The organism is Bacteroides mucinivorans (assembly GCF_034654355.2).
Taxonomy (GTDB): Bacteria; Bacteroidota; Bacteroidia; order Bacteroidales; family Bacteroidaceae; genus Bacteroides; species Bacteroides nordii.
Map to the genome: position 1 here is coordinate 863591 of NZ_CP178179.1, position 23905 is coordinate 887495.

The window sequence follows — 23905 nt, forward strand, 5'->3', positions numbered from 1 at the left end:
GATGTTAAAGATAAACAGGCATATTTTAGCCAATGGGCTGAGGCTGGTGCACTCACAGGATGATAGTACCCAGATGGTAGCTCTTAATATATTATATAATGTAGGAGCGAGAGACGAACATCCCGAACATACAGGGTTTGCTCATCTTTTTGAGCATCTTATGTTTGGTGGTTCAGTGAATATCCCCGATTATGATGCTCCGCTTCAACTTGCCGGCGGGGAAAATAATGCCTGGACAAATAATGACATCACTAATTATTATCTTACCGTTCCCCGCCAGAATGTAGAAACAGGTTTCTGGTTGGAGTCCGATCGCATGTTGAGTCTTGATTTTAATGAACGTAGTCTGGAAGTTCAGCGGGGAGTGGTAATGGAGGAATTTAAACAACGTTGCCTCAATCAGCCTTATGGCGATGTGGGGCATCTGTTGCGTCCGCTTGCTTATAAAGAGCATCCTTATCAATGGCCTACTATCGGTAAAGAATTGTCACACATCGCTAATGCCACGTTGGGCGAGGTGAAAGATTTCTTTTTCCGATTCTATGCGCCCAATAATGCAGTACTTGCTGTAACCGGAAATATCTCCTTTGAAGAGACAGTGGACCTTACCGAGAAGTGGTTTGGAACTATTCCGTGCAGGGATGTTCCGATACGCCGGTTGCCGCAGGAACCTGTACAAACAGAAGAGCGGCGTTTAACGGTAGAACGCAATGTTCCTCTTGATGCACTCTTTATGGCATTTCATATGTGTGAACGTGCTCATCCTGACTATTATGCATTTGACATCTTGTCAGATATTCTGAGCAATGGACGTTCCAGTCGTCTGAATCAACATCTGGTACAGGAGAAGCAGCTGTTTTCCAGTATTGACGCATCTATTTCGGGCTCGATAGATGCCGGATTGTTTCATATATCCGGTAAACCTTCAGCGGGTGTGTCACTGGAAGAGGCGGAAGCTGCGGTGCGTGAAGAGTTAAAGATACTGCAGAATGAAGCAATCGCTGCACAAGAGCTGGAAAAAGTAAAAAATAAATTTGAGTCTACTCAGATATTTGGTAATATCAATTATCTGAATGTAGCTACTAATCTTGCCTGGTTCGAGCTGAATGGAGAGGCTGAAGATATGGAAAGAGAGGTAGAACGTTATCGGGCTGTAACTGCCGGGCAATTGCAAACTGTAGCACAAGCAGCTTTTGACAAGACTAACGGAGTGGTATTGTATTATAAAAGAGTGAGTAGTGATTAGTGAGTTAGTGATAAGTGAGTAGTGATGGGTGATTAGCGGGCTGCGCTATAGGTTGTAGCCTTTAATATCCATACTTTTTTCTACTCACTTATCACTCATCACTAACTACTCATTACTTATTGTTGATCACTAATCACTACTTTCATGAGATTAAGAAACTTCTATGAAACCTACAAGGGGCATTACAAAGCGTTGTTCCTCCTGGGATTACCCATCGTTATCGGACAGGTGGGAGTCATTATCCTTGGATTTGCTGACACGCTGATGATCGGGCATCATAGCACCAGTGAACTGGGAGCTGCCTCCTTTGTAAATAATGTATTTAACCTGGCTATTATTTTCAGTACAGGTTTTTCCTATGGATTGACCCCCATTGTGGGAAGTTTATATGGAAATAAGAAATTTGCACCTGTTGGTCAGGCTTTGCGCTGTAGCCTGCTGGCAAATCTGCTTGTTGGTTTGTTGCTGACACTGATAATGGGGATTTTGTTTTTGAATATAGAACGGTTAGGACAGCCTGACGAATTGCTTCCACTGATTAAGCCTTATTACATAGTATTGCTCATTTCCCTTGTATTTGTATTGCTTTTCAATGGCTTTAAGCAGTTTACAGATGGTATTACCGATACTAAAACTGCGATGTGGATATTGTTGGGTGGTAATGTTCTGAATATTATCGGGAACTATATCCTGATTAACGGTAAGATCGGTTTTCCGGAATTAGGATTGCTGGGTGCAGGTATTAGTACTTTGTTTTCCCGCATTGTCATGGTGATTGTATTTGCTGTGATATTTTTCAATAGTCGTCGTTTCCTGCGTTATAAAGTAGGATTTTTCCGTTTAGGATGGTCACGGCAAATGTTTATCCGTCTCAATGCCTTAGGGTGGCCTGTTGCTTTCCAAATGGGAATGGAAACAGCTTCTTTTAGTTTGAGTGCTGTGATGATAGGCTGGCTGGGTACCATTGCACTGGCTTCACACCAGATAATGTGTGCTATTTCTCAGTTTACGTTTATGATGTTCTATGGCATGGGAGCTGCTGTTGCGGTACGTGTCAGCAATTTTAAAGGACAGGATGATATTGTTAATGTGCGCCGTTCTGCTTATGCCGGTTTTCAGTTGATTATGGCAATGGCGGTGGTACTGGGCGGCATTGTGTTTTTATGCCGCAATTATCTGGGAGGATGGTTCACAGACAATGAGGAGGTATCTGCTATGGTTGTAATGCTGATCATCCCGATGCTTGTTTATCAGCTTGGTGATGGCATGCAAATAAACTTTGCCAATGCTTTGCGTGGTATTTCGGATGTGAAACCGATGATGCTCATAGCATTTATTGCCTATTTTATGATATCTTTGCCAGTAGGTTATTTCTGTGGATTCGTTCTTAACTGGGGTATTACCGGGGTGTGGATGGCTTTTCCTTTTGGATTGACCAGTGCGGGTATTATGCTGTGGTGGCGATTCTACTACAAAACGAAATAATGTGCCAATACGCCAATGTGCCAATTACCATGTGGTATCATAGCGCAGCCAATTGGCACATTGGGATATTGGCACATTAAATAATTATTTAATATGACTCCTTCGCGTTTTACCAAAGTAAAGATTGCCATTGGATACTCTCTTCTGCTGGCAATATTACTCTTTTCTCTTGTGTTTGTTCACCGGGAGATGGAGACCCTTTCGGCTTCAGACGATCAACAAAGTCTAATGACGGATAGTCTGTTGGTGCTGTTACGTGAAAAAGATCAGAATACGATCCGGATGCTTCGTGTGTTGAGTGAGGCTAATGATAGTCTTCTGTCCGCCAGAGAGATTGAAGAAATTATAGCTGAACAGGATTCGGTTGTCACTCAACAACGTGTGCAACATCGCGTAATTACCACCCGTGATTCTCTTATTACCAAACCTAAGAAGAAGGGTTTTTTTAAGAGGCTGGCCGAGGCTTTCGTTCCCTCCAAACAAGATACTGCCGTATTGGTAAACACCTCACAAGAGTTTGCTACCGATACGATTCTTGAAGCTTACAATCCTGCTGATTCATTACATCAGAAGATTCGTACCGCCAGCGAGCAGAAGCGGGCAAAGAAGAAAACCACTATCCGGCGGAGAAATGTGCAATTCCGCCGCCTCGATACACAACTGACGGCCCGTATTGATAGTCTGGTGAAAGAGTATGAACAGAATGTTGTGTTACGCGCACAACTCAATGCGCAGAAGGAACAGGATATACGTCAACGTTCTGCCCGTACTATTGGAGGGATTGCTGTAGGTGCCGTGTTGCTTTCTGCCCTTTTTCTTATATTGATCTGGAGAGATATTACTCGTAGTAATCGTTATCGGGCGGAGTTGGAAGACGCGAACCGTCGTGCTGAAGATCTGCTGGAGGCCCGTGAAAAATTAATGCTTGCTATTACTCACGATTTTAAAGCACCTCTTGGATCTATCATAGGTTATACCGATTTGCTGGTTCGTCTTACGGAAGATGAACGTCAGCGTTTCTATCTGGATAATATGAAGAGTTCTTCACAGCATCTGTTGAAACTGGTCAGTGACTTGCTCGATTTCCATCGTCTCGACTTGAATAAAGCGGAAGTCAATCGTGTTACTTTCAATCCCTCACAGCTTTTTGAAGAAATTCGTATTAGCTTTGAACCTCTTACTGTAGCCAAAGGTCTTGTGCTACATTCTAATATCGCTTCGGAACTTGATGACCGTTTTATCAGTGATCCGCTTCGCATTCGTCAGATTGTGAACAACCTGCTTTCCAATGCTGTGAAGTTTACTTCCAAAGGAGAGATTACGCTCTCAGTAAGCTATTCTTCCTCTCGTTTGCACATTGATGTAACGGATACCGGTAAGGGGATGGCAGCCAAAGACCGGGAACGTATTTTTCAGGAGTTTACCCGACTGCCCGGTGCACAAGGTGAAGAAGGTTTTGGACTTGGGCTTTCTATTGTGCACAAACTGGTTACTTTGCTTGAAGGCACAATTGATGTACGGAGTGTAGTAGGTGAAGGGAGCACATTTACAGTGATTCTGCCATTATTCCCCGTAGGTAAAGCCATAGCAGACGATAAGGATAAAAAACAAACTGCAATAAATAAGACTGATACTGTTCCTGTTGCCGAAGAGGATGAAGGACCACAACTTCTGGTTCCTGCAACAAAGATTCTGCTTATCGATGATGATAAAATACAGTTGACACTCACTGCTGCCATGCTTGAGCAGCAGGGTATTCATGCTACTTGTTGTGAGCAACTTGACGAGTTAACAGAGCAACTTCGTGAGAATCATTTTGATGTATTACTTACAGATGTCCAGATGCCCGCAATTAATGGTTTTGATCTGTTGAAGTTACTTCGTGCTTCCAATATCCCCCAGGCAAAAACAATTCCGATTATAGCGGTTACAGCCCGTAGCGATATGAATGAAGCCGAGTTTCTGGAACATGGCTTTGCCGGTTGTCTGCATAAACCATTTACGGTGAAAGAGCTTATTCAATTGACAATTGACAGTGGACAATTGACAGTTGAGAGTGGACAGTTGACAGTTGAGAGTGGACAGTTGAGAGTTGACAGTGGACAATTGACAGTGAAGGAGAAGCCATTAGTATGGAGTACAGTAGCGCAGCCCACTGTCAATTGTCAATTGTCAACTGTCAATTCTCTAACTGTCAATTCTCTGAATTTCAAAGCTCTTGCCGCCTTTTCTGAATACGAACCGGAGGCTACACGTTCTATTATTTCTTCCTTTATAGAAGAAACCGAGAAAAATATTGGCCGGATGAAGAAGGCATTGGAGGATGAAGATATGGCTGGTATTGCTGGTATGTCGCACAAATTGCTTCCGTTACTGACTTTGATAGGCGCAGGAAATATAGTGCCGTTACTGTCTTGGCTGGAAGCTCGTCGCGATGAGGACATTTCTGATGAAGTGAAACAAAAAACAGAGGCTGTATTGCCTTTGCTATGGTTAGTTGTAGAGGAGGCAAGGAAGTATTTATTAAACTCCTAAATCTTTTTCACGGATTTATTTGTTTACTTTGTATCTCTTTAAAGTATTGAAACACGCTTGATGAAACGAAAATGGATAAAATGGGTGAGTTGGATTCTACTCACTCCTATACTACTTTTTGTAGTACTAATGATACTGCTTTATGTGCCTCCCGTACAGAATTTTCTACGGAAGCAGGCTACTGCATATGCATCTCAGGCTACCGGCATGCAAATTAATGTCGGACGTATTGATCTTCGTTTCCCGTTAAACCTGTTGGTACGGGATGTAGAAGTCATACAGACTCCGGACACTTTACTCACATTGGCCAGTCTCAATGTACATGTACAGGCTATGCCCTTGTTTAAAGGGAAAATAGAGGTGGATGATATTACAATTCAGCGTGTAGCTGTCAATTCGGCTAACCTGATAGAAGGTATGCAGATTCGTGGTGTACTGGGACGTTTCTTCCTCGAAAGCCATGGTGTAGACCTTACTAACGAGGCAGCTGTTATAAATCGTGCAGAGCTTTCAGATACTCATATTGGACTTATTCTCACAGATACCACTACTACGGAAAAAACGGACACAGCTTCGGCACCTGTCAACTGGAAAGTAAACCTTCATGCACTTAATCTGAAAAATGTCTCTTTCAGTATGCAACTTCCTGCTGATTCTATGCGTATGGCTGCTCATGTAGATGAGGCGAGTGTCAATGATGTGTCTGCTGACCTTAAACAGCAGTTTTATGGTTTGCGGTCTTTTTTGCTGACAGGAGCTTCGGTCAATTATGATACAGGGAGTACCTTGCCTGCCGATGGGTTTGATCCTTCGCATATCGCTTTGCGTGATATTCGTATCGGCATCGATTCTGTTCTCTACCGGGGGCGTAATATGAACGCAGTCATTCGTGAATTCTCTATGAATGAGCGTTCGGGACTTAGTGTCACTTCTCTCACAGGACGTGTCTTTGCTGATAGTACGTTGATTCGTGTACCTTATTTCCGTTTGCTCACTCCCCATTCAGAAATGAATCTAACTGCTCAGACGTATTGGGAATTGGTAAATATTCCTACTACAGGGCGTTTGACAGCTCGTTTCAATGCTATTATAGGCAAACAGGATGTACTTTTGTTTGCCGGCGGATTACCCGATGCGTTTAAAGAGGCTTATCCCTTCCGTCCGCTTGTTGTTCAGGCGGGTACAGAAGGAAACCTGAAATCAATGCAGATTTCCCGCTTTAAGATTGATTTGCCCGGTGCTTTTTCACTGGATGGTGGCGGAGAACTATATAACCTGATGGATAGTGTCACTCGCTCTGCTGCTATTGATCTGAAGATGCGAACCGGAAACCTAAACTTCCTGACAGCGTTGGCAGATATGAAACCCGGAGCGCCTCTGGCTATTCCGGATAGTATGTTGCTCAATGCTCGTCTGGGGATGGAGGGATCTAAGTACGATGCTCGTTTGCAGCTGAAAGAAAAAGAAGGTAGGTTGAATCTTACTGCCAATCTTAATACAAATACCGAAGTATACAGTGCTGATTTGAAAATTGAAGATCTGCAGGTGAATCATTTTCTTCCGCATGATTCTATCTATGAACTGACCACCTCTCTCTCTGCCCGCGGACGTGGACTGGACTTTACTTCTTATCGGTCTGTTGCTACAGTCAATGCATCTGTAGATAAATTACATTATGCCGATTATAAGATTTCAGGTGTTGAGCTTTCGGGAGCGCTTAAGAACGCTGTTGCTACGGCGCAACTGACCAGTGACAATGCTCTGCTGAAGATGAAAGCCGATGCGGAATATCATTTAGCCCATCGTTATCCGGATGGAAAAGTAGAGTTGGATGTTACTTCTCTCGATACTGAAAAACTATTAGGTATCAGTTTGGGGAAAGATCCGGAAAAAATGTTGGCTTTTCAGTTTACCGGAGAAGTTCGCAAGGAACGTGTGTTTACTCATCTTACTTCCGGTGACTTGAAACTGAACCTTAGTGCTCGTGCCGGATTAGAACCTTTGATTCGCCAGTCTACTCATTTTGCAGATATACTGATGAGGCAACTGGATAATAAAGAACTGGATCATGCAGAGTTGCGTAAAGCATTGCCTACCGCAATCTTTTCTTTCTCGGCAGGACGCAACAATCCGATGGCATGGTATCTTGCCACACAAAAAATATCGTATCAGGATGCTTCTGTCAAAATAGGCTGTGCACCCGATTGGGGAATTAATGGTAAGGCTTCTCTTCATGCACTCAAGATAGATACCTTGCAACTTGATACTATATTTCTGACTTTGAAGCAAGATACAAGCCATATTAATTTGTATGGCGGGGTAATCAATGGACCGAAGAATCCGCAAATCTCTTTTAAATCGATTCTTACAGGAGAAATACGTGACAAGGATGCCGAGTTGACCGCACAATATATTAATGATAAAGGAAAAACCGGACTGCTTTTCGGAGTCAATGCCAAGCCTCTTTATGGCGGTCGTGGTAAAGGGAACGGAATTGCCCTGACCCTGATACCGGAGGAGCCTATTATTGCTTTCCATAAGTTTCGCTTTGAGGAGCGTCACAACTGGATTTATCTACATAATAATATGCGTGTTTATGCTAATGTGGATATGCAGGATAGTGAAGGAATGGGGATCCGGATGCAGTCTCTGCCAAGTGATACTGTTTCGTTACAGAATATGGATGTCGAGTTGCGTCGTATCCGGCTGGATGAACTATTCAGTATCTTGCCGTATATGCCCGAAATTACCGGGTTACTTTCTGCCGAGGCCCACTATATACAAACGGAACACTCACTGGAGCTCTCTGCTGAGGCCAGTATTGATGAACTGACTTACGAGCGCCAACGTATTGGCGATGTTTCTTTGGGGGCTACCTGGCTTCCGGGTGAGGCTGGCAAGCAGTATGTTAATACGTACCTGACACATGAAGGTACGGAGATTATGGTTGCTGACGGAGCATTGTATCCTACCATTTCCGGGAAAGACAGTATTGTGGTAAACTCCACACTTGAGCACTTTCCGCTTACTATTGCCAATGTGTTTGTACCCGATCAGATGGTAACTCTTTCCGGTGATATGGATGGTGATTTGCATATTACGGGATATACTGATACTCCATTGATAAATGGTGGATTATCACTGGATAGTGTTTCTGTTTATGCACGCCAGGCAGATGCCCGGTTTACATTTGATAACCGTCCGATACAAGTACAGAATAATCGCATCGTATTTGATAAATTCGCTATTTATACTACCAGCAAGAATCCGTTCAGTATTGACGGTTATGTAGACTTTCGCGATATGAGCCGTCCGATGGCAAACCTGAAACTGTTTGCTGAGAACTATACATTGCTCAATGCCAAACGGATGAAGGAAAGTATGGTCTATGGTAAGGTGTTTGTTGACTTTGATGCTACGGTACGTGGTCCGTTGGAGGCACTTATGATGCGTGGTAATGTGAATTTGCTGGGCAATACGGATGTTACCTATGTACTTACTGACTCTCCACTCACAGTACAGGACCGGCTGAGTGATCTGGTGACTTTCACTTCGTTTGCAGATACCACTTCTTTAAATAAAGAAGAAGTACCGACCCTTTCTCTGGGCGGGCTGGATATGATAATGACTGTACACATAGATCCGGCTGTCCGTTTGAAGGCCGATTTAAGTGCAGACCGTAGCAGCCGTGTTGAGCTTGAAGGTGGAGGTGATTTGTCTTTGCAATATACGCCACAGGGAGATCTTACCCTTACCGGGCGCTATACCCTTTCCGGAGGTATGATGAAATATGCTCTTCCGGTTATTCCGTTGAAAGAGTTCCAGATACAGAACGGCAGTTATGTGGACTGGACGGGTAATCCGATGGATCCTTTGCTGAATTTCCGGGCTACGGAACGTATGCGGGCTTCTGTGTCGCAGGAGGATGGAACATCGCGAATGGTGAACTTTGATATTTCTATTGTTGTAAAGAATCGCCTTGACAATCTTTCATTAGCCTTTGAAATAGATGCACCCGATGATGCTTCGGTACAAAATCAATTGGCGGGAATGGGACCGGACGAACGTAGCAAACAGGCCGTGGCAATGTTGGCTACAGGTATATTTCTTGCCGATTCGGGTAGTGGCGGTGGCATGAACCTGAATATGGGAGCTGCCCTGAACTCGGTACTTGCCAGTCAGATTAATGCTCTTACCGGAAATATGAAGAATGCCAGTCTGTCGTTTGGTGTCGAAGACCATGATGATTCGGATGCCGGTGGTAAGCGGACGGATTATAGTTTCCGTTACTCACAGCGCCTCTTTAATGACCGTTTCCAGATTGTGTTGGGAGGTAAAGTTTCTACCGGAGCCAATGCTACCAATGATGTAGAATCGTTTATTGACAACATCTCTCTGGAGTATCGTCTGGATCAATCGGGGACACGTTATATCCGCCTGTTCCACAACAAGAACTATGAAAGTGTTTTTGAAGGTGAGATAACTGAGACCGGTATTGGCCTTGTACTTCGTAAGAAGATGGATCGTCTGAGTGAATTGTTTATTTTTAAAAAGAAGAAGAAATGAAAATAGTAAGAATAACCCGCAAACGAGGAATATCCCTATTTTTTATTGGCATATTGGCGTATTTTCTTATTGGCACATTATTCAGCTGTTCCACTACAAAACATTTGCCCGAAGGCGAAGTGTTGTATACGGGAAATAAAAATATTTTTAAGGATGCTTCTGCCACTCCTGTGGGTGAGACGGCTATCAGTGAGGTTACGGCTGCATTGGATAAAAGTCCGTCAACGAAGTTATTTGGTATTCTGCCTATCCCCTTCGGTATGTGGGTATATAATGACTTTGTGAAGTACGAGAAAGGTTTCGGTAAATGGATATTCAATCGTTTTGCTGCAAAACCAGTGTTTATTTCTACTGTAAATCCGGAAATTCGCGTCAAGGTAGCTACCAATTTACTGCATGATTATGGCTATTTCAATGGGAAAGTGACGCAACAAACCATTGTCAATCCGAAGGATAGCCTTAAAGCAAGAGTGGAATATACTGTGGAGATGCGTGATCCTTATTTTATTGATACAGTATATTATAGTCGCTTTACACCGCAAACCCTTCGTATTATGGAGCGGGGGCGCCGCCGTTCATTACTTACTCCGGGCGAGCAGTTTAATGTAAGTGATTTGGATGAAGAGCGCAATCGTATCAGTACTTTGTTACGTAATCTGGGATATTTCTATTTTCGTCCTGACTATATGACTTATCAGGCAGATACTACGCTTGTACCCGGTGGACATGTTAGTTTGCGGCTTAGCCCTGTACCGGGTTTGCCTGTAGCTGCACAGCGTCAGTATTATGTAGGAAACAAAACCGTTTATCTGATAGGTAAAAACGGGGAGCAACCGAATGACAGTATGGATTACCGGGGTATGAAGATACATTATTATAAGAAGATGCAGGTGCGTCCCAATATGCTTTACCGATGGCTGAATTATCAGGCTTATGTGAAGAATGACTCTTTGCGCAATTCGCAGCGTAGCCGTCTTTACAGTCAGTATCGCCAACAACGTGTGCAAGAGAAACTGGCACAGTTGGGAATTTTCCGCTACATGGATATGCAATATGTACCTCGAGATACAACGGCGGCTTGTGATACACTTGATGTTAGTCTGCAAGCTACGTTTGACAAACCACTGGATGCGGAACTGGAATTGAATGTTACTACAAAAAGTAATGATCAGACAGGGCCGGGAGCTTCTTTTTCCGTCACCCGTAACAATGTGTTTGGTGGTGGTGAAACCTGGAATGTGAAATTGAAAGGCGCTTATGAATGGCAAACCGGAGGGGGAAAAGGCTCTTCTTTATTGAACAGTTGGGAGATAGGAGCTTCAACTTCCCTTATGTTTCCACGTGTAGTGTTCCCTCGCTTTGGAGGACGGGAGTATGATTTCCCTGCTTCTACTACTTTTAAGTTGTATGCCGATCAGATGAACCGTGCAAAGTATTATAAGTTACTTTCTTTTGGTGGAAACGCAACGTATGATTTTCAACCGACTCCTACCAGCCGACATTCGCTGACTCCTTTCCGCCTGACGTTTAACGTGCTGCAACATCGTACAGAAGCCTTTGAGGAAGTTGCAGAAAAGAACAAGGCGTTATTACTTAGTTTGCAGGATCAGTTTGTTCCGGCTATGGAGTACACCTACACATATGATAACTCTTCGGTTCGCAGTGTACGCAACCCTGTCTGGTGGCAGACTACTTTTACTTCTGCTGGTAATATAACCTCTGGCATTTATCGTATATTCGGGCAGCCGTTTAGTGAGAAGAATAAGAAATTGCTGGGTGCACCGTTTGCCCAGTTCCTTAAACTGAATACAGATTATCGTTATCTCTGGAAGTTAGATCGTAATAATGCCATTGCTGCCCGTATAGCCGGAGGTGTTCTTTGGACTTATGGTAACTCGACAGTAGCTCCTTATAATGAACAGTTCTATGTGGGTGGTGCCAATAGTATTCGTGCCTTTACCGTACGTAGCATTGGCCCCGGTGGGTATCATCCCGAGAAGAGTGAGTTCTCTTATCTTGACCAGACTGGCGATATACGTCTCGAAGCAAATATCGAATACCGCTTTCGTATTTATAAAGACCTGCATGGTGCTGTATTTTTGGATGCCGGAAATGTGTGGCTGATGCGTTATGACCCTGAGCGTCCCGATGCACAGCTTCGTCTCAAAACATTTCCGAAGCAGGTAGCTCTTGGCACAGGTGCCGGATTGCGTTATGATCTTGATTTTCTGATCTTCCGCCTTGATTGCGGAGTTCCTTTACATGATCCGTATGATACAGGGAAATCCGGATATTACAATGTCAGAGGTGCATTTTGGAAACAGTTGGGGTTACACTTTGCTATCGGATACCCGTTTTAGAACGGAGAGGGGAGAATGGAGAGGGGAGAAGTACTGTGCAGCGTGATAGCGCAGTCAACTGTCAATTGTCAACTAAATAAGCTTTCAATTTTCAACTTTCAACTAAAAAAGTTGTACATTTGCACCGTTATCACAACATTGACATTACTAACCTTTAATATTACACAGTTATGAAACCAACTTTATTTGTACTCGCTGCCGGTATGGGTAGCCGCTATGGGGGATTGAAACAACTTGACGGACTGGGTCCTAACGGCGAAACTATTATGGATTATTCTATCTACGATGCTATTCGTGGTGGATTTGGCAAGGTTGTTTTCGTCATCCGCAAAGATTTCGAGAAAGACTTCCGCGATAAAATTCTGAGTAAATATGAGAACCATATTCCGGTAGAGCTGGTATTCCAGGCACTGGATAATCTGCCCGAGGGCTTTACTTGCCCTGCCGATCGTGTGAAACCGTGGGGAACAAACCATGCCGTACTGATGGGTAAAGATGTGATCAAGGAGCCATTTGCTGTTATCAATGCTGACGACTTCTACGGTCGTGACAGCTTTGCTGTACTGGGTGCTGCGCTGAGCGAGATGGGCGGAAAGAAAGATGACTACTGCATGGTAGGCTATCGTGTAGGTAATACGTTGAGCGAAAGTGGTTCTGTTGCTCGTGGTGTATGCGAGACAAATGCAGACGGTTACCTGACTACGGTAGTTGAACGTACTGCTATCGAGCGCATAGATGGCAAAGTATCTTTCAAAGATGAAAACGGTGTGATGCAAACGATTGCTGACAATACTCCGGTTTCTATGAACATGTGGGGTTTCACTCCCGATTATTTTGAATATTCTGAAGAGTTCTTTAAAGATTTCCTCAAAGAGAATATGAGTAACCTGAAGTCGGAATACTTTATTCCATTAATGGTGAATAAGCTGATTAACGATGGAACTGCACGCGTGAAAGTATTGGATACCACTAGCAAATGGTTTGGTGTGACATATGCTGACGATCGTCAGGGTGTTGTAGACAAAATTCAGGCTTTGGTAGATGCCGGCGAATATCCTGCAAAACTATTCTAATCAACAGAAAATAACAGAAATAGGAAAGGGGAGAGCAGTAGCTTTTCCCTTTTTTTGTACCTTTGCCCCTTGTATATTCCAAACTAAAAGAAAGGTAGTTATGATTAAGTTTTCCGCATATTGCCAGGTGTGTCTGTTGCTGGGACTCCTGTGCGCTTTCTCTTCTTGTGAAAAGGATGATGATAAAAGCGATAAAGCTATCAATCAATGGATCGATGCCACTATGCGTAGCTGGTATCTTTGGTATAGTGATATCCCCGATAAAAAGCAGCTGAATTTTAATGCTGAGCCGGAAACATTCTTTGCATCGCTTCTTTCTCAAAGTGATGGTAAAAGCCAGCATTACTCTGCAATAAAGAAAAAGAAAACCACTACACGGGCAAGTTTAGGAGATGAACCGACTTTGGGATTTGAGTTTCAGAGCTGGAAAATTACAGATTTGCGTAAGTCTGGAGTGAATATACTTTATGTATTGCCCGGTTCTCCGGCAGAGGAGAAGGGATTGAAACGTGGTGACTGGATTTTTACTATCAATGGAAGTGCTGTTGGTGAGAGTAACTTATCAGCTTTAAGGAGTGGAGAAAGTGTACGATTGGGAGTGGCAGATGATATACAAGGCGTAGTAAGACGGACTGTTGACTTGTCTCCACGGATGGTTGAAGACAACCCCGTTTTGTTGGATACGGTTTATATGGTACAGAATACGAAGATTGGTTATCTGGTATACAATCATTTCACCTCTGGTCCCGATGGTGATGAGGATGAAAAGTATAACAATACGCTTCGTAAATCTTTTGAGAATTTTAAGATTGCCGGTGTACAGGAGTTTATTTTGGATTTGCGATATAATGGAGGTGGTTTGGTTACTTCCTCTCAATTACTTTCTACTATGTTAGCTCCTGCTTCTGCCTTGGGAGATGAGTTTTGTTCTTTAGTGTACAATGATAAGCATCAGTCTAACAGTCGTACACTTACTTTGGATAAAAGTTATATGAAACAGGGGGCTAATGGGGAGAATCTGGATTTACCTCGTCTGATTGTTCTCACCAGTGCACGGACAGCTTCTGCTTCGGAAGCTGTTATAAATGGGCTTAAGCCTTATTATGAAGTAATAGTGTTAGGTGGGCAAACAGAGGGTAAAAATGTTGGTTCCGTAACGCTTGAAAACTCAAAGTACGATTATGAATTGCACCCTATTGTCTGTCGGTTATATAGTAAAGACAAAACTATAGACTATAGCAATGGATTTTCACCTGTCTGGCCTCAAACTGAAGGACAGCAACTGGACTTATTAGTGATTAGAACTCCAATTCAATTGGGAGATATAAATAAAGAGCCATTGCTAAATGTTGCATTGCAATGGATACTTACAGGAGGTATCGAACAGAATACAGATACTCGCTCATCAGCATCGTTCAATGCCATCCCCGGTTATAGTTCTTTGGATAGAAAGGCGATGAATGGAGTGCAAGTTCCCTTCACACCAGAAGATGTGGAGTGGTAGTGTGATCCCAAAACCATTCCGGAAATGATGCGTCCTAATGTCAAATTCTTGTTAGATGTTTTGAAACCTCGACAAAGTGTTAGTAAATGGCGTTATTTACTAACACGTACTTCTGCTAAACAGGAGCTGTTAGCGATTTATTCGTCGCTATGGTTGCATAAGTATGCATGAAACGTGCTGGATATTCTCGATATATACACTTTATCCGGTATAAAATTGCACTATTTCCGGTGCTTAGATGCATCTTCCCCGGAGCCGAACCCTATCCTCCCCGGAGCCGAGTCTTATTCTCCCCGGTGCATGATCCTTTTTTCTCTCTTTTGGTGGCTTTTTAGCGCTGGTTGGCTTTCCCATGCGATACTTTTTTATTTGACTATCTGGTTGTGTATAAGTAATATTCCTTTCTTAACGATCTGCCTTTTTTCTATTTGAAATTCTTTGTTTTGCTAAAGTGCGTCATCGCTGTCTTTTGGAATGTGGCTAACGCTTAATCCTTGCGATTTATTCCTTCGCTCTGTCCCGTCACCTGAAAAGAACTGCTCCTGCCTGTATAAAAATTACAATATGTCAAATGGAACGAAAGAGTGAAGAGAATCGTTTTATTGGGCGCAACTGACATATGTCAGCAATTTACGGCCTAAACCCTTACTGGTTAAGGGATAATTTTCTATCTTTGTAGCCCAATATCAATTATTCATTAGCAAAGTGATATCAGTAGAAGGACTTACCGTAGAATTTAATGCCACGCCCTTGTTTTCGGACGTGTCCTATGTTATAAATAAAAAGGACCGTATAGCCCTGGTGGGTAAGAACGGTGCCGGAAAATCAACCATGCTTAAGATTCTGGCTGGTTTACAAAGCCCTACATCGGGTGTGATTGCTATTCCTAAAGAAGTCACGATAGGTTATCTGCCTCAGGTGATGATACTTTCTGACAAGCATACTGTAATGGAAGAAGCCGAACAGGCTTTTGAACATATTTTTCAGTTGCAGGCAGACCTGGAACGGATGAATCAGGAATTAGCAGACCGTACAGACTATGAATCAGAAGAATATCATAAGCTGATAGACCGGTTTACGCATGAGAATGACCGCTTTCTGATGATGGGCGGAACGAACTTTCGTGCCGAGATAGAGCGTACACTGTTGGGACTTGGTTTCTGTCGGGAGGATTTTGACCGTTCCACATCCGAGTTTTCCGGAGGTTGGCGTATGCGTATCGAGCTGGCCAAACTTCTGCTTCGTCGTCCGGATGTACTGCTATTGGATGAGCCAACCAACCACCTTGATATCGAGAGTATCCAATGGCTGGAAAACTTCCTGTCTACGCGTGCCAATGCCGTAGTGCTGGTCAGCCATGACCGGGCTTTCCTCAATAATGTCACTACCCGTACCATTGAGATCACCTGCGGACAGATCTACGATTATAAAGTGAAATACGACGAGTTTGTCGTATTGCGTAAAGAACGCCGTGAACAGCAGCTCCGTGCCTATGAGAATCAACAGAAACAGATACAGGACACTGAAGATTTTATCGAACGTTTCCGTTATAAAGCGACTAAAGCCGTGCAGGTACAGAGTCGCATCAAGCAACTGGAGAAAATAGAGCGCATTGAGGTAGATGAGGAAGATAATTCTGCCCTTCGTCTCAAATTTGTTTGCTCCAGCCGTAGTGGTAATTATCCCGTTATCTGTGAGGATGTCAGGAAAGCATACGGTGCTCATGTTGTTTTTCATGATGTCAACCTCACCATCAATCGGGGGGAGAAGGTTGCGTTTGTAGGAAAGAATGGTGAAGGAAAATCTACCCTGGTAAAGTGTATTATGGGAGCAATTACCGATTATGAAGGCAAACTCACCATCGGACATAATGTGCAGATCGGTTATTTTGCTCAGAACCAGGCACAGATGCTGGATGAGAATCTGACGGTATTCGATACGATAGACCGTGTGGCAACCGGAGATATTCGTCTTAAAATCCGCGATATTCTCGGCGCCTTTATGTTTGGTGGCGAAGCTTCGGACAAGAAGGTGAAAGTGCTTTCGGGTGGTGAACGTACGCGTCTTGCCATGATCAAGCTACTGCTTGAACCGGTGAACTTCCTGATCCTCGATGAGCCGACGAACCACCTGGATATGCGTTCAAAGGATGTGTTGAAAGAAGCGATTCGCGAGTTTGACGGTACAGTGATACTCGTCAGCCATGACCGCGACTTTCTGGATGGACTGGCAACTAAAGTCTATGAGTTTGGAGGTGGCCTTGTAAAAGAGCATATCGGAGGTATTTACGACTTCCTGCAGAAGAAAAAGATGGAAAGCCTGAATGAGCTGCAAAAGGGGCCGGCACTTTCAACATCGCCTACCGGCGTAAAAGGAGATAGCATTTCCGAAGAAGAATCACCTTCGGACAATAAACTCTCTTATGAGGCCCAAAAGGAACTGAATAAAAAGATAAAGAAGCTCGAACGCCAAGTGGCCGATTGTGAAGAGGCGATAGAACAGACGGAATCTGCCATTGCCATTCTTGAAGAGAGGATGGCTACACCGGAAGGGGCTGCAAATATGGCTCTTTATGAACAACATCAGAAACTTAAACAACAACTTGACCGTACGGTGGAAGAGTGGGAGAAAGTTTCGATGGAACTGGAGAGAACTACCGGCGGGTAGTGAGGAGAGCTATAAAGTTGTAAGTTAAAGGGGTATAAAGTAGTAGAATTATAATAAGATGATGATATAAACGATATTATAATTACTGCCCATCCTACAATTCCGACCCTTACCACCTTTATAACTCTATAACCACCCTATAACATTATAACATTATATATAATATGAGAGTAAAGTATTTACCAATTCTTGCAATCTGCATGATGACTACAGGATGCAACAGCAGCAAGCAACAGGCCGCCCTTACGTCCGGCATAGATCTTGCCAACCTTGACACAATGGCTCTTCCGGGAACCGACTTTTATCAGTATGCCTGCGGCGGTTGGATGAAAAATCATCCGCTTACAGACGAGTATTCACGTTTTGGCTCATTTGATATGCTTGCTGAGAACAACCGTAAGCAACTTCGTGAAGTTATTGAGGAGCTGGCGTCTACTCAGCATGAAGCGGGTAGTATCGCTCAGAAAGTAGGTGACCTTTACAACATCGCTATGGACAGTGTAAAACTGAATCGTGAAGGTGCTACTCCTATTAAGGCAGAACTGGAAAAGATAGCTACTTTGAAAGACAAATCGGAGGTTTATCCGATGATAGCAGAAATGCAGAAAAACGGTATATATCCCTACTTTGTTGTTTTCGTGAGTGCCGATGACATGAATAGTTCAATGAACCTGGTACAGACCTATCAGGGCGGTCTGGGGATGGGCGAACGCGACTATTATCTCGAAAACGATGATAAGACCAAAGAGATTCGCGATGCCTATCAGAAGCATATCGTTAAGATGTTCCAATTGGCTGGTTATGATGAAGCTGCTGCGCAGAAAGCAATGAAAGCTGTTATGAATATCGAAACCCGTCTGGCCAAATCAGCACGTTCTATGGTAGAGTTACGTGATCCGCATGCCAACTATAACAAGAAGGCGATGGCTGATGTGAAGAAGGAATATGCTCCTTTTGCATGGGATGTATTCTTTTCTACTCTTGGATTGAATAATCTGGAAGAGGTGAACATCGGTCAGCCAGGTTCACTTAAAGAAGTAAATGATATCATTAATACAGTTGCGTTGGAAGATCAGATAGCCTATTTGCAATGGAACCTTATAAATAGCGCTGCCAGTTACCTGAGCGATGACTTTATAGCGCAGAATTTTGATTTCTACGGAAAGACGATGTCTGGTAGAAAGGAAATGAAGCCGCGTTGGAAATCTGCTGTAAGTACGGTTGACGGTTCTTTGGGTGAGGCAGTGGGACAGATGTATGTAGAGAAATATTTCCCTGCTGCAGCCAAAGAACGTATGGTAGGGCTGGTGAAAAACCTGCAAACCTCTTTGGGTGAACGTATCAAAGAACTTACCTGGATGAGTGATGTGACCAAAGAAAAAGCACTGGAAAAACTGGCTACCTTCCATGTAAAGATCGGTTATCCGGATAAATGGAAAGATTACTCTTCTCTTGAAATCAAAGACGATTCCTATTGGGCTAACATAGAACGTGCCAACCAGTGGGAACATGCAGAGATGATAGCCAAAGCCGGTAAGCCGGTGGATAAGGATGAGTGGCTGATGACTCCGCAAACTGTAAATGCCTATTATAATCCGACTACCAATGAGATTTGTTTCCCGGCGGGTATTCTTCAGTATCCTTTCTTCGATATGAATGCCGATGATGCTTTCAATTATGGTGCTATCGGTGTAGTGATTGGCCATGAGATGACACATGGATTTGACGACCAGGGGCGGCAGTATGACAAAGAAGGTAATCTGAAAGACTGGTGGACTGAGGAAGATGCCAAAAATTTTGAAGAACGTGCACAAGTGATGGTTAATTTCTTTGACAGTATAGAGGTTGCTCCGGGTGTGCATGCCAACGGTCAACTTACATTGGGTGAGAATATCGCCGACCATGGTGGATTGCAGGTGTCTTTCCAGGCATTTAGGAATGCAACTGCCCAGACTCCTCTGAAAGATGAAAACGGTTTTACACCCGAACAACGTTTCTTCCTTGCCTATGCCAATGTGTGGGCAGGTAATATCCGTCCAGAAGAAATTCTTCGTTTGACTAAATTGGATGTACACTCATTAGGCAAATGGCGTGTGAATGGAGCGTTGCCTCAGATAGGTGCATGGTACGAAGCATTCGGTGTAACAGAGGAAAATCCGATGTTCCTTCCGGTTGACAAACGGGTGTCTATTTGGTAATAGATTTGTATAAACAATAGCGTATATAACAAAGCGCTGACTTTTAATCTTTTAAGTCAGCGCTTTTTTATTATTAATTCACACCTTGTTTATTACGCACGATAAACAATATTTCGTAACTTTGCGCATCAAATACTTAATAAGCAAACCATGTCTGAATCAAAAAGAATAAAAACCGCATTGGTATCGGTTTATCATAAGGAAGGTTTGGATGAAATTATCACCAAACTGCATGAAGAAGGAGTAGAGTTTCTGTCAACAGGTGGAACTCGTCAGTTTATCGAGTCATTGGGATATCCTTGTAAGGCTGTAGAAGATCTTACTTCTTATCCTTCCATCCTCGGAGGTCGCGTGAAGACACTTCACCCGAAAATCTTCGGGGGTATCCTTTGCCGTCGCGGACTGGAACAAGACATCCAGCAAATTGAGAAATATGAAATACCGGAAATAGATCTTGTGATTGTAGACCTCTATCCGTTTGAAGCAACCGTAGCATCGGGTGCTGATGAGGCTTCAATCATCGAGAAGATTGATATCGGTGGAATCTCACTGATTCGTGCCGCTGCTAAAAACTACAATGATGTAGTGATCGTTGCTTCTCAGGCCCAGTACAAGCCATTGCTCGATATGTTGATGGAGCATGGGGCTACCTCTTCACTCGAAGAGCGTCGTTGGATGGCTAAAGAAGCTTTTGCTGTTTCTTCACATTACGATTCGGCGATCTTCAATTATTTTGATGCAGAAGAGGGCTCGGCTTTCCGTCAGTCTGCCAATGATCAGAAGATGCTCCGTTATGGTGAGAACCCACATCAGAAGGGATATTTCTATGGAAACCTGGACGCTATGTTCGACCAGATTCATGGAAAAGAAATCTCTTACAACAATCTGTTGGATATCAATGCAGCTGTTGAACTGATTGATGAATTTGAAGATGTAACTTTTGCTATTCTGAAGCACAATAATGCTTGTGGACTGGCTTCACGTCCTACTGTGCTCGATGCATGGAAAGATGCGTTGGCCGGTGACCCGGTTTCTGCTTTTGGTGGAGTGTTAATCACGAATGCTGTAATTGATAAAGCAACTGCAGAGGAGATTAATAAAATATTCTTTGAAGTAGTGATTGCTCCGGATTATGATGTAGATGCACTTGAAATTCTGGGACAGAAGAAAAATCGTATTATTTTGGTTCGCAAGGAAGCTAAGCTGCCCAAGAAGCAGTTCCGCTCATTGCTGAACGGTGTGTTGGTACAGGAGAGAGATCTAAACATTGAAACCGTGGCCGACTTAAAGACCGTGACTGATAAAGCACCTGCTCCCGAAGAGGTAGAGGACATGCTGTTTGCCAATAAAATAGTGAAGAACAGCAAATCCAATGCCATCGTACTGGCTAAAAACAAACAGTTGTTGGCAAGTGGTGTAGGACAGACTTCACGCGTAGACGCTCTCAAACAAGCTATCGAGAAAGCTAAATCATTCGGATTTGATCTGAATGGGGCAGTGATGGCTTCGGATGCATTCTTCCCTTTCCCCGATTGTGTTGAAATTGCGGGTAATGAGGGAGTAACAGCAGTTATCCAGCCGGGTGGCTCTGTAAAAGATGAATTAACGTTCGAGTATTGTAATGAACATGGCATTGCAATGGTGACAACGGGGATTCGTCACTTTAAACACTAAAAGGATTTACGATTTGACGATTTACGATTTACAATTGAAGTTTGTTTCTTGTAAATCATAAATCTGAGAATTGTAATAAAGAGTAATATCAATCGTAAATTGTAAATAGTTAAATCGTAAATATACATGGGATTATTCTCTTTTACACAAGAAATAGCGATGGACCTGGGAACTGCCAATACCATCATCATTACCAATGGTAAGATTGTGGTGGACGAACCGTCAGTGGTAGCTTTGGACCGTCGTACTGATAAGATGATTGCCGTGGGTGAGAAGGCAAAGATGATGCATGAGAAAACTCACGAAAATATACGTACCATCCGTCCGCTCCGTGACGGTGTAATTGCTGATTTCTATGCCTGTGAACAGATGATGCGCGGACTTATCAAGCAGGTGAATACCCGTAGCCATTTATTCTCTCCTTCTCTCCGCATGGTTATCGGAGTGCCTTCGGGTAGCACAGAGGTTGAGCTTCGTGCTGTTCGTGACTCTGCAGAGCATGCCGGAGGACGCGATGTCTATTTGGTATTTGAGCCTATGGCGGCAGCTATTGGTATTGGTATTGATGTAGAAGCTCCCGAAGGAAATATGATTGTTGATATAGGTGGGGGTTCTACTGAAATTGCTGTTATTTCACTGGGGGGGATTGTTTCTAATAATTCCATCCGTATTGCCGGCGATGATCTTACCGCTGATATTCAGGAATACATGAGCCGCCAGCATAACGTGAAGGTTAGTGAGCGTATGGCAGAGCGTATTAAGATTAATGTAGGTGCTGCTCTTACTGAATTGGGTGATGATGCTCCCGAAGATTATATCGTTCACGGACCGAATCGTATTACTGCACTTCCGATGGAGGTACCTGTATGCTATCAGGAAGTAGCTCACTGTCTGGAAAAATCTATTTCTAAGATTGAAACAGCCGTGCTGAGTGCATTGGAAAATACACCTCCCGAATTGTATGCCGATATTGTTCACAATGGAATCTATCTGGCAGGTGGTGGCGCATTGCTCCGTGGCCTTGACAAACGTCTGACGGACAAAATCAATATTCCTTTCCACATAGCCGAAGATCCTCTTCATGCAGTGGCAAAAGGAACAGGAGTGGCATTAAAGAACATTGACCGCTTCTCGTTCTTAATGAGATAAATAATGTAATAATGTGCCAATATGCCAATGTGCCAATTACCATGCGGTATTATAGCGCGGCCAATTGGCACATTGGCATATTAGCATATCGACACATTATTAATAATTATGCGGAATTTACTGAACTTCCTTCTTAAGTATAATTACTGGTTCCTCTTCATTTTGTTGGAGGTGGTCTGTTTTGTTCTATTATTTCGCTTTAATAACTACCAGCAGAGTGTTTACTTCACTTCTGCCAATGTTGTTACCGGTAAGGTCTATGAGGTTTCGGGAAGTATCTCTTCTTATTTTCATCTGAAGTCAGTAAACGAAGATTTGCTTGATCGCAATATGTTGCTTGAACAGCAGATAACCAATCTGGAGAATGCATTGCGGGAGCATCAGGTCGATTCTCTTGTTGTAAACAGTATCCGGAATCTTGATAATAAGGACTATCAGCTATTCAAGGCACATGTTATTCGGAATAGTTTGAATCAGGCCGATAATTACATTACATTGGATAAAGGTTCTTCTTCCGGCATTCGCCCCGAGATGGGGGTGGTTGATGGAAACGGGGTTGTGGGTATCGTTTATAAAACATCTCCCAACTATTCGCTTGTTATTTCAGTATTGAACAGTAAATCGAGTATAAGTTGTAAAATTGTAGGTAGTGAGTATTTCGGTTATCTGAAATGGGAGCATGGAGACTCACGTTATGCCTATCTGAAAGATCTACCCCGCCATGCCGAGTTTAATCTGGGAGATACGGTAGTGACCAGTGGGTATTCCACTGTTTTTCCGGCAGGTGTTATGGTTGGTACGGTAGATGATATGTCCGATTCCAATGACGGACTTTCTTATTTACTAAAGATTAAACTGGCTACGGATTTTGGAAAACTGAGTGATGTGAGGGTGATTGCCCGGACTGGCCAGATGGAACAGCAGGAACTTGAAAATATGAGTACGAAGCAATGATGATACACTATATACATAGGATGGGATGGTTTGTGGGATTAGTCCTACTTCAGGTACTGATTCTGAACAATGTTCATATTGCAGGCTATGCCACTCCTTTCTTATATGTCTATTTCATCTTAAAATTTGCTTCCGGCACTTCCCGGAACGAATTGATGTTATGGGCTTTCTTTTTGGGATTAACCATAGATATATTCTCCAATACTCCGGGGATGAATGCGGCGGCAACTGTATTTCTGGCTTTTGTGCGTCCTACATTTCTGCGATTGTTTACTCCGCGTGATACATTAGACAGCATCATACCTTCTATACGGACGATGGGGATTGCTTCTTTTCTGAAATTTACGGTGACAAGTGTTTTTGTGCATCATCTGATCCTGCTCACTATCGAGTTCTTTTCATTTTCCAGCATACCGCTGTTGTTGCTAAGGGTAGTCGCATGTACCCTGCTGACTGTTACGTGTATTATGGCTGTTGAAGGGATAAGGAGATAG

At 43.3% G+C, this 23905-nt stretch carries 13 protein-coding genes; all 13 read left to right on the forward strand.

Annotated elements, in window-relative coordinates; genetic code table 11:
- Nucleotide 1 precedes the first annotated feature (1 nt).
- The 13 genes from VCM39_RS03010 to mreD all read left to right on the forward strand — a co-directional run bounded on the left by VCM39_RS03010 (nt 2) and on the right by mreD (nt 23905).
- Nucleotides 2-1246 carry a M16 family metallopeptidase gene (locus tag VCM39_RS03010; protein ID WP_221650937.1) on the forward strand — a complete coding sequence of 415 codons (1245 nt, stop codon included), beginning with the start codon at nt 2-4 and terminating at the stop codon, nt 1244-1246.
- Between the two features lie 144 nt (nt 1247-1390).
- The gene (locus tag VCM39_RS03015) at nt 1391-2731 is read left to right on the forward strand and encodes an MATE family efflux transporter (RefSeq protein WP_322934089.1); all 1341 of its coding nucleotides are present in this window, start codon (nt 1391-1393) and stop codon (nt 2729-2731) included.
- A gap of 93 nt (nt 2732-2824) precedes the next feature.
- Nucleotides 2825-5266, forward strand: coding sequence for a hybrid sensor histidine kinase/response regulator (locus tag VCM39_RS03020; protein ID WP_322934090.1), 2442 nt, complete (start codon nt 2825-2827; stop codon nt 5264-5266).
- A 60-nt stretch (nt 5267-5326) separates the two neighbouring features.
- Complete coding sequence (locus VCM39_RS03025; protein WP_322934091.1) at nt 5327-9832, forward strand: translocation/assembly module TamB domain-containing protein; 4506 nt, start codon at nt 5327-5329, stop codon at nt 9830-9832.
- The gene (locus VCM39_RS03030; protein WP_289290625.1) at nt 9829-12192 is read left to right on the forward strand and encodes a BamA/TamA family outer membrane protein; all 2364 of its coding nucleotides are present in this window, start codon (nt 9829-9831) and stop codon (nt 12190-12192) included. The genes VCM39_RS03025 and VCM39_RS03030 overlap by 4 nt, the downstream gene beginning before the upstream one ends.
- Before the next feature lie 170 nt (nt 12193-12362).
- Nucleotides 12363-13265, forward strand: a complete 903-nt coding sequence (locus VCM39_RS03035) for a nucleotidyltransferase (RefSeq protein WP_221650941.1) — start codon at nt 12363-12365, stop codon at nt 13263-13265.
- Between the two features lie 100 nt (nt 13266-13365).
- Nucleotides 13366-14769, forward strand: a complete 1404-nt coding sequence (locus VCM39_RS03040) for a S41 family peptidase (RefSeq protein WP_322934092.1) — start codon at nt 13366-13368, stop codon at nt 14767-14769.
- 705 nt (nt 14770-15474) lie between these two features.
- The gene (locus tag VCM39_RS03045; protein ID WP_322934093.1) at nt 15475-17436 is read left to right on the forward strand and encodes an ABC-F family ATP-binding cassette domain-containing protein; all 1962 of its coding nucleotides are present in this window, start codon (nt 15475-15477) and stop codon (nt 17434-17436) included.
- 164 nt (nt 17437-17600) lie between these two features.
- Complete coding sequence (locus tag VCM39_RS03050; protein WP_322934094.1) at nt 17601-19634, forward strand: M13 family metallopeptidase; 2034 nt, start codon at nt 17601-17603, stop codon at nt 19632-19634.
- A gap of 150 nt (nt 19635-19784) precedes the next feature.
- Nucleotides 19785-21308 (forward strand): bifunctional phosphoribosylaminoimidazolecarboxamide formyltransferase/IMP cyclohydrolase, encoded by a 1524-nt coding sequence (purH, locus tag VCM39_RS03055; RefSeq protein ID WP_322934095.1) that lies wholly within the window; start codon nt 19785-19787, stop codon nt 21306-21308.
- Nucleotides 21309-21434: 126 nt separating this feature from the next.
- Nucleotides 21435-22457 (forward strand): rod shape-determining protein, encoded by a 1023-nt coding sequence (locus tag VCM39_RS03060; RefSeq protein ID WP_002562696.1) that lies wholly within the window; start codon nt 21435-21437, stop codon nt 22455-22457.
- 108 nt (nt 22458-22565) lie between these two features.
- Nucleotides 22566-23411 carry a rod shape-determining protein MreC gene (mreC, locus tag VCM39_RS03065; RefSeq protein ID WP_322934096.1) on the forward strand — a complete coding sequence of 282 codons (846 nt, stop codon included), beginning with the start codon at nt 22566-22568 and terminating at the stop codon, nt 23409-23411.
- The gene (gene mreD, locus VCM39_RS03070; protein WP_002562694.1) at nt 23408-23905 is read left to right on the forward strand and encodes a rod shape-determining protein MreD; all 498 of its coding nucleotides are present in this window, start codon (nt 23408-23410) and stop codon (nt 23903-23905) included. Before mreC ends, mreD begins: the two co-directional genes overlap by 4 nt.

Coding starts and splice junctions, on each gene's coding strand:
- VCM39_RS03010 (WP_221650937.1), top strand. CDS start 2: ATGTTAAAGATAAACAGGCATATTTTAGCCAATGGGCTGAGGCTGGTG.
- VCM39_RS03015 (WP_322934089.1), top strand. CDS start 1,391: ATGAGATTAAGAAACTTCTATGAAACCTACAAGGGGCATTACAAAGCG.
- VCM39_RS03020 (WP_322934090.1), top strand. CDS start 2,825: ATGACTCCTTCGCGTTTTACCAAAGTAAAGATTGCCATTGGATACTCT.
- VCM39_RS03025 (WP_322934091.1), top strand. CDS start 5,327: ATGAAACGAAAATGGATAAAATGGGTGAGTTGGATTCTACTCACTCCT.
- VCM39_RS03030 (WP_289290625.1), top strand. CDS start 9,829: ATGAAAATAGTAAGAATAACCCGCAAACGAGGAATATCCCTATTTTTT.
- VCM39_RS03035 (WP_221650941.1), top strand. CDS start 12,363: ATGAAACCAACTTTATTTGTACTCGCTGCCGGTATGGGTAGCCGCTAT.
- VCM39_RS03040 (WP_322934092.1), top strand. CDS start 13,366: ATGATTAAGTTTTCCGCATATTGCCAGGTGTGTCTGTTGCTGGGACTC.
- VCM39_RS03050 (WP_322934094.1), top strand. CDS start 17,601: ATGAGAGTAAAGTATTTACCAATTCTTGCAATCTGCATGATGACTACA.
- purH (WP_322934095.1), top strand. CDS start 19,785: ATGTCTGAATCAAAAAGAATAAAAACCGCATTGGTATCGGTTTATCAT.
- VCM39_RS03060 (WP_002562696.1), top strand. CDS start 21,435: ATGGGATTATTCTCTTTTACACAAGAAATAGCGATGGACCTGGGAACT.
- mreC (WP_322934096.1), top strand. CDS start 22,566: ATGCGGAATTTACTGAACTTCCTTCTTAAGTATAATTACTGGTTCCTC.
- mreD (WP_002562694.1), top strand. CDS start 23,408: ATGATGATACACTATATACATAGGATGGGATGGTTTGTGGGATTAGTC.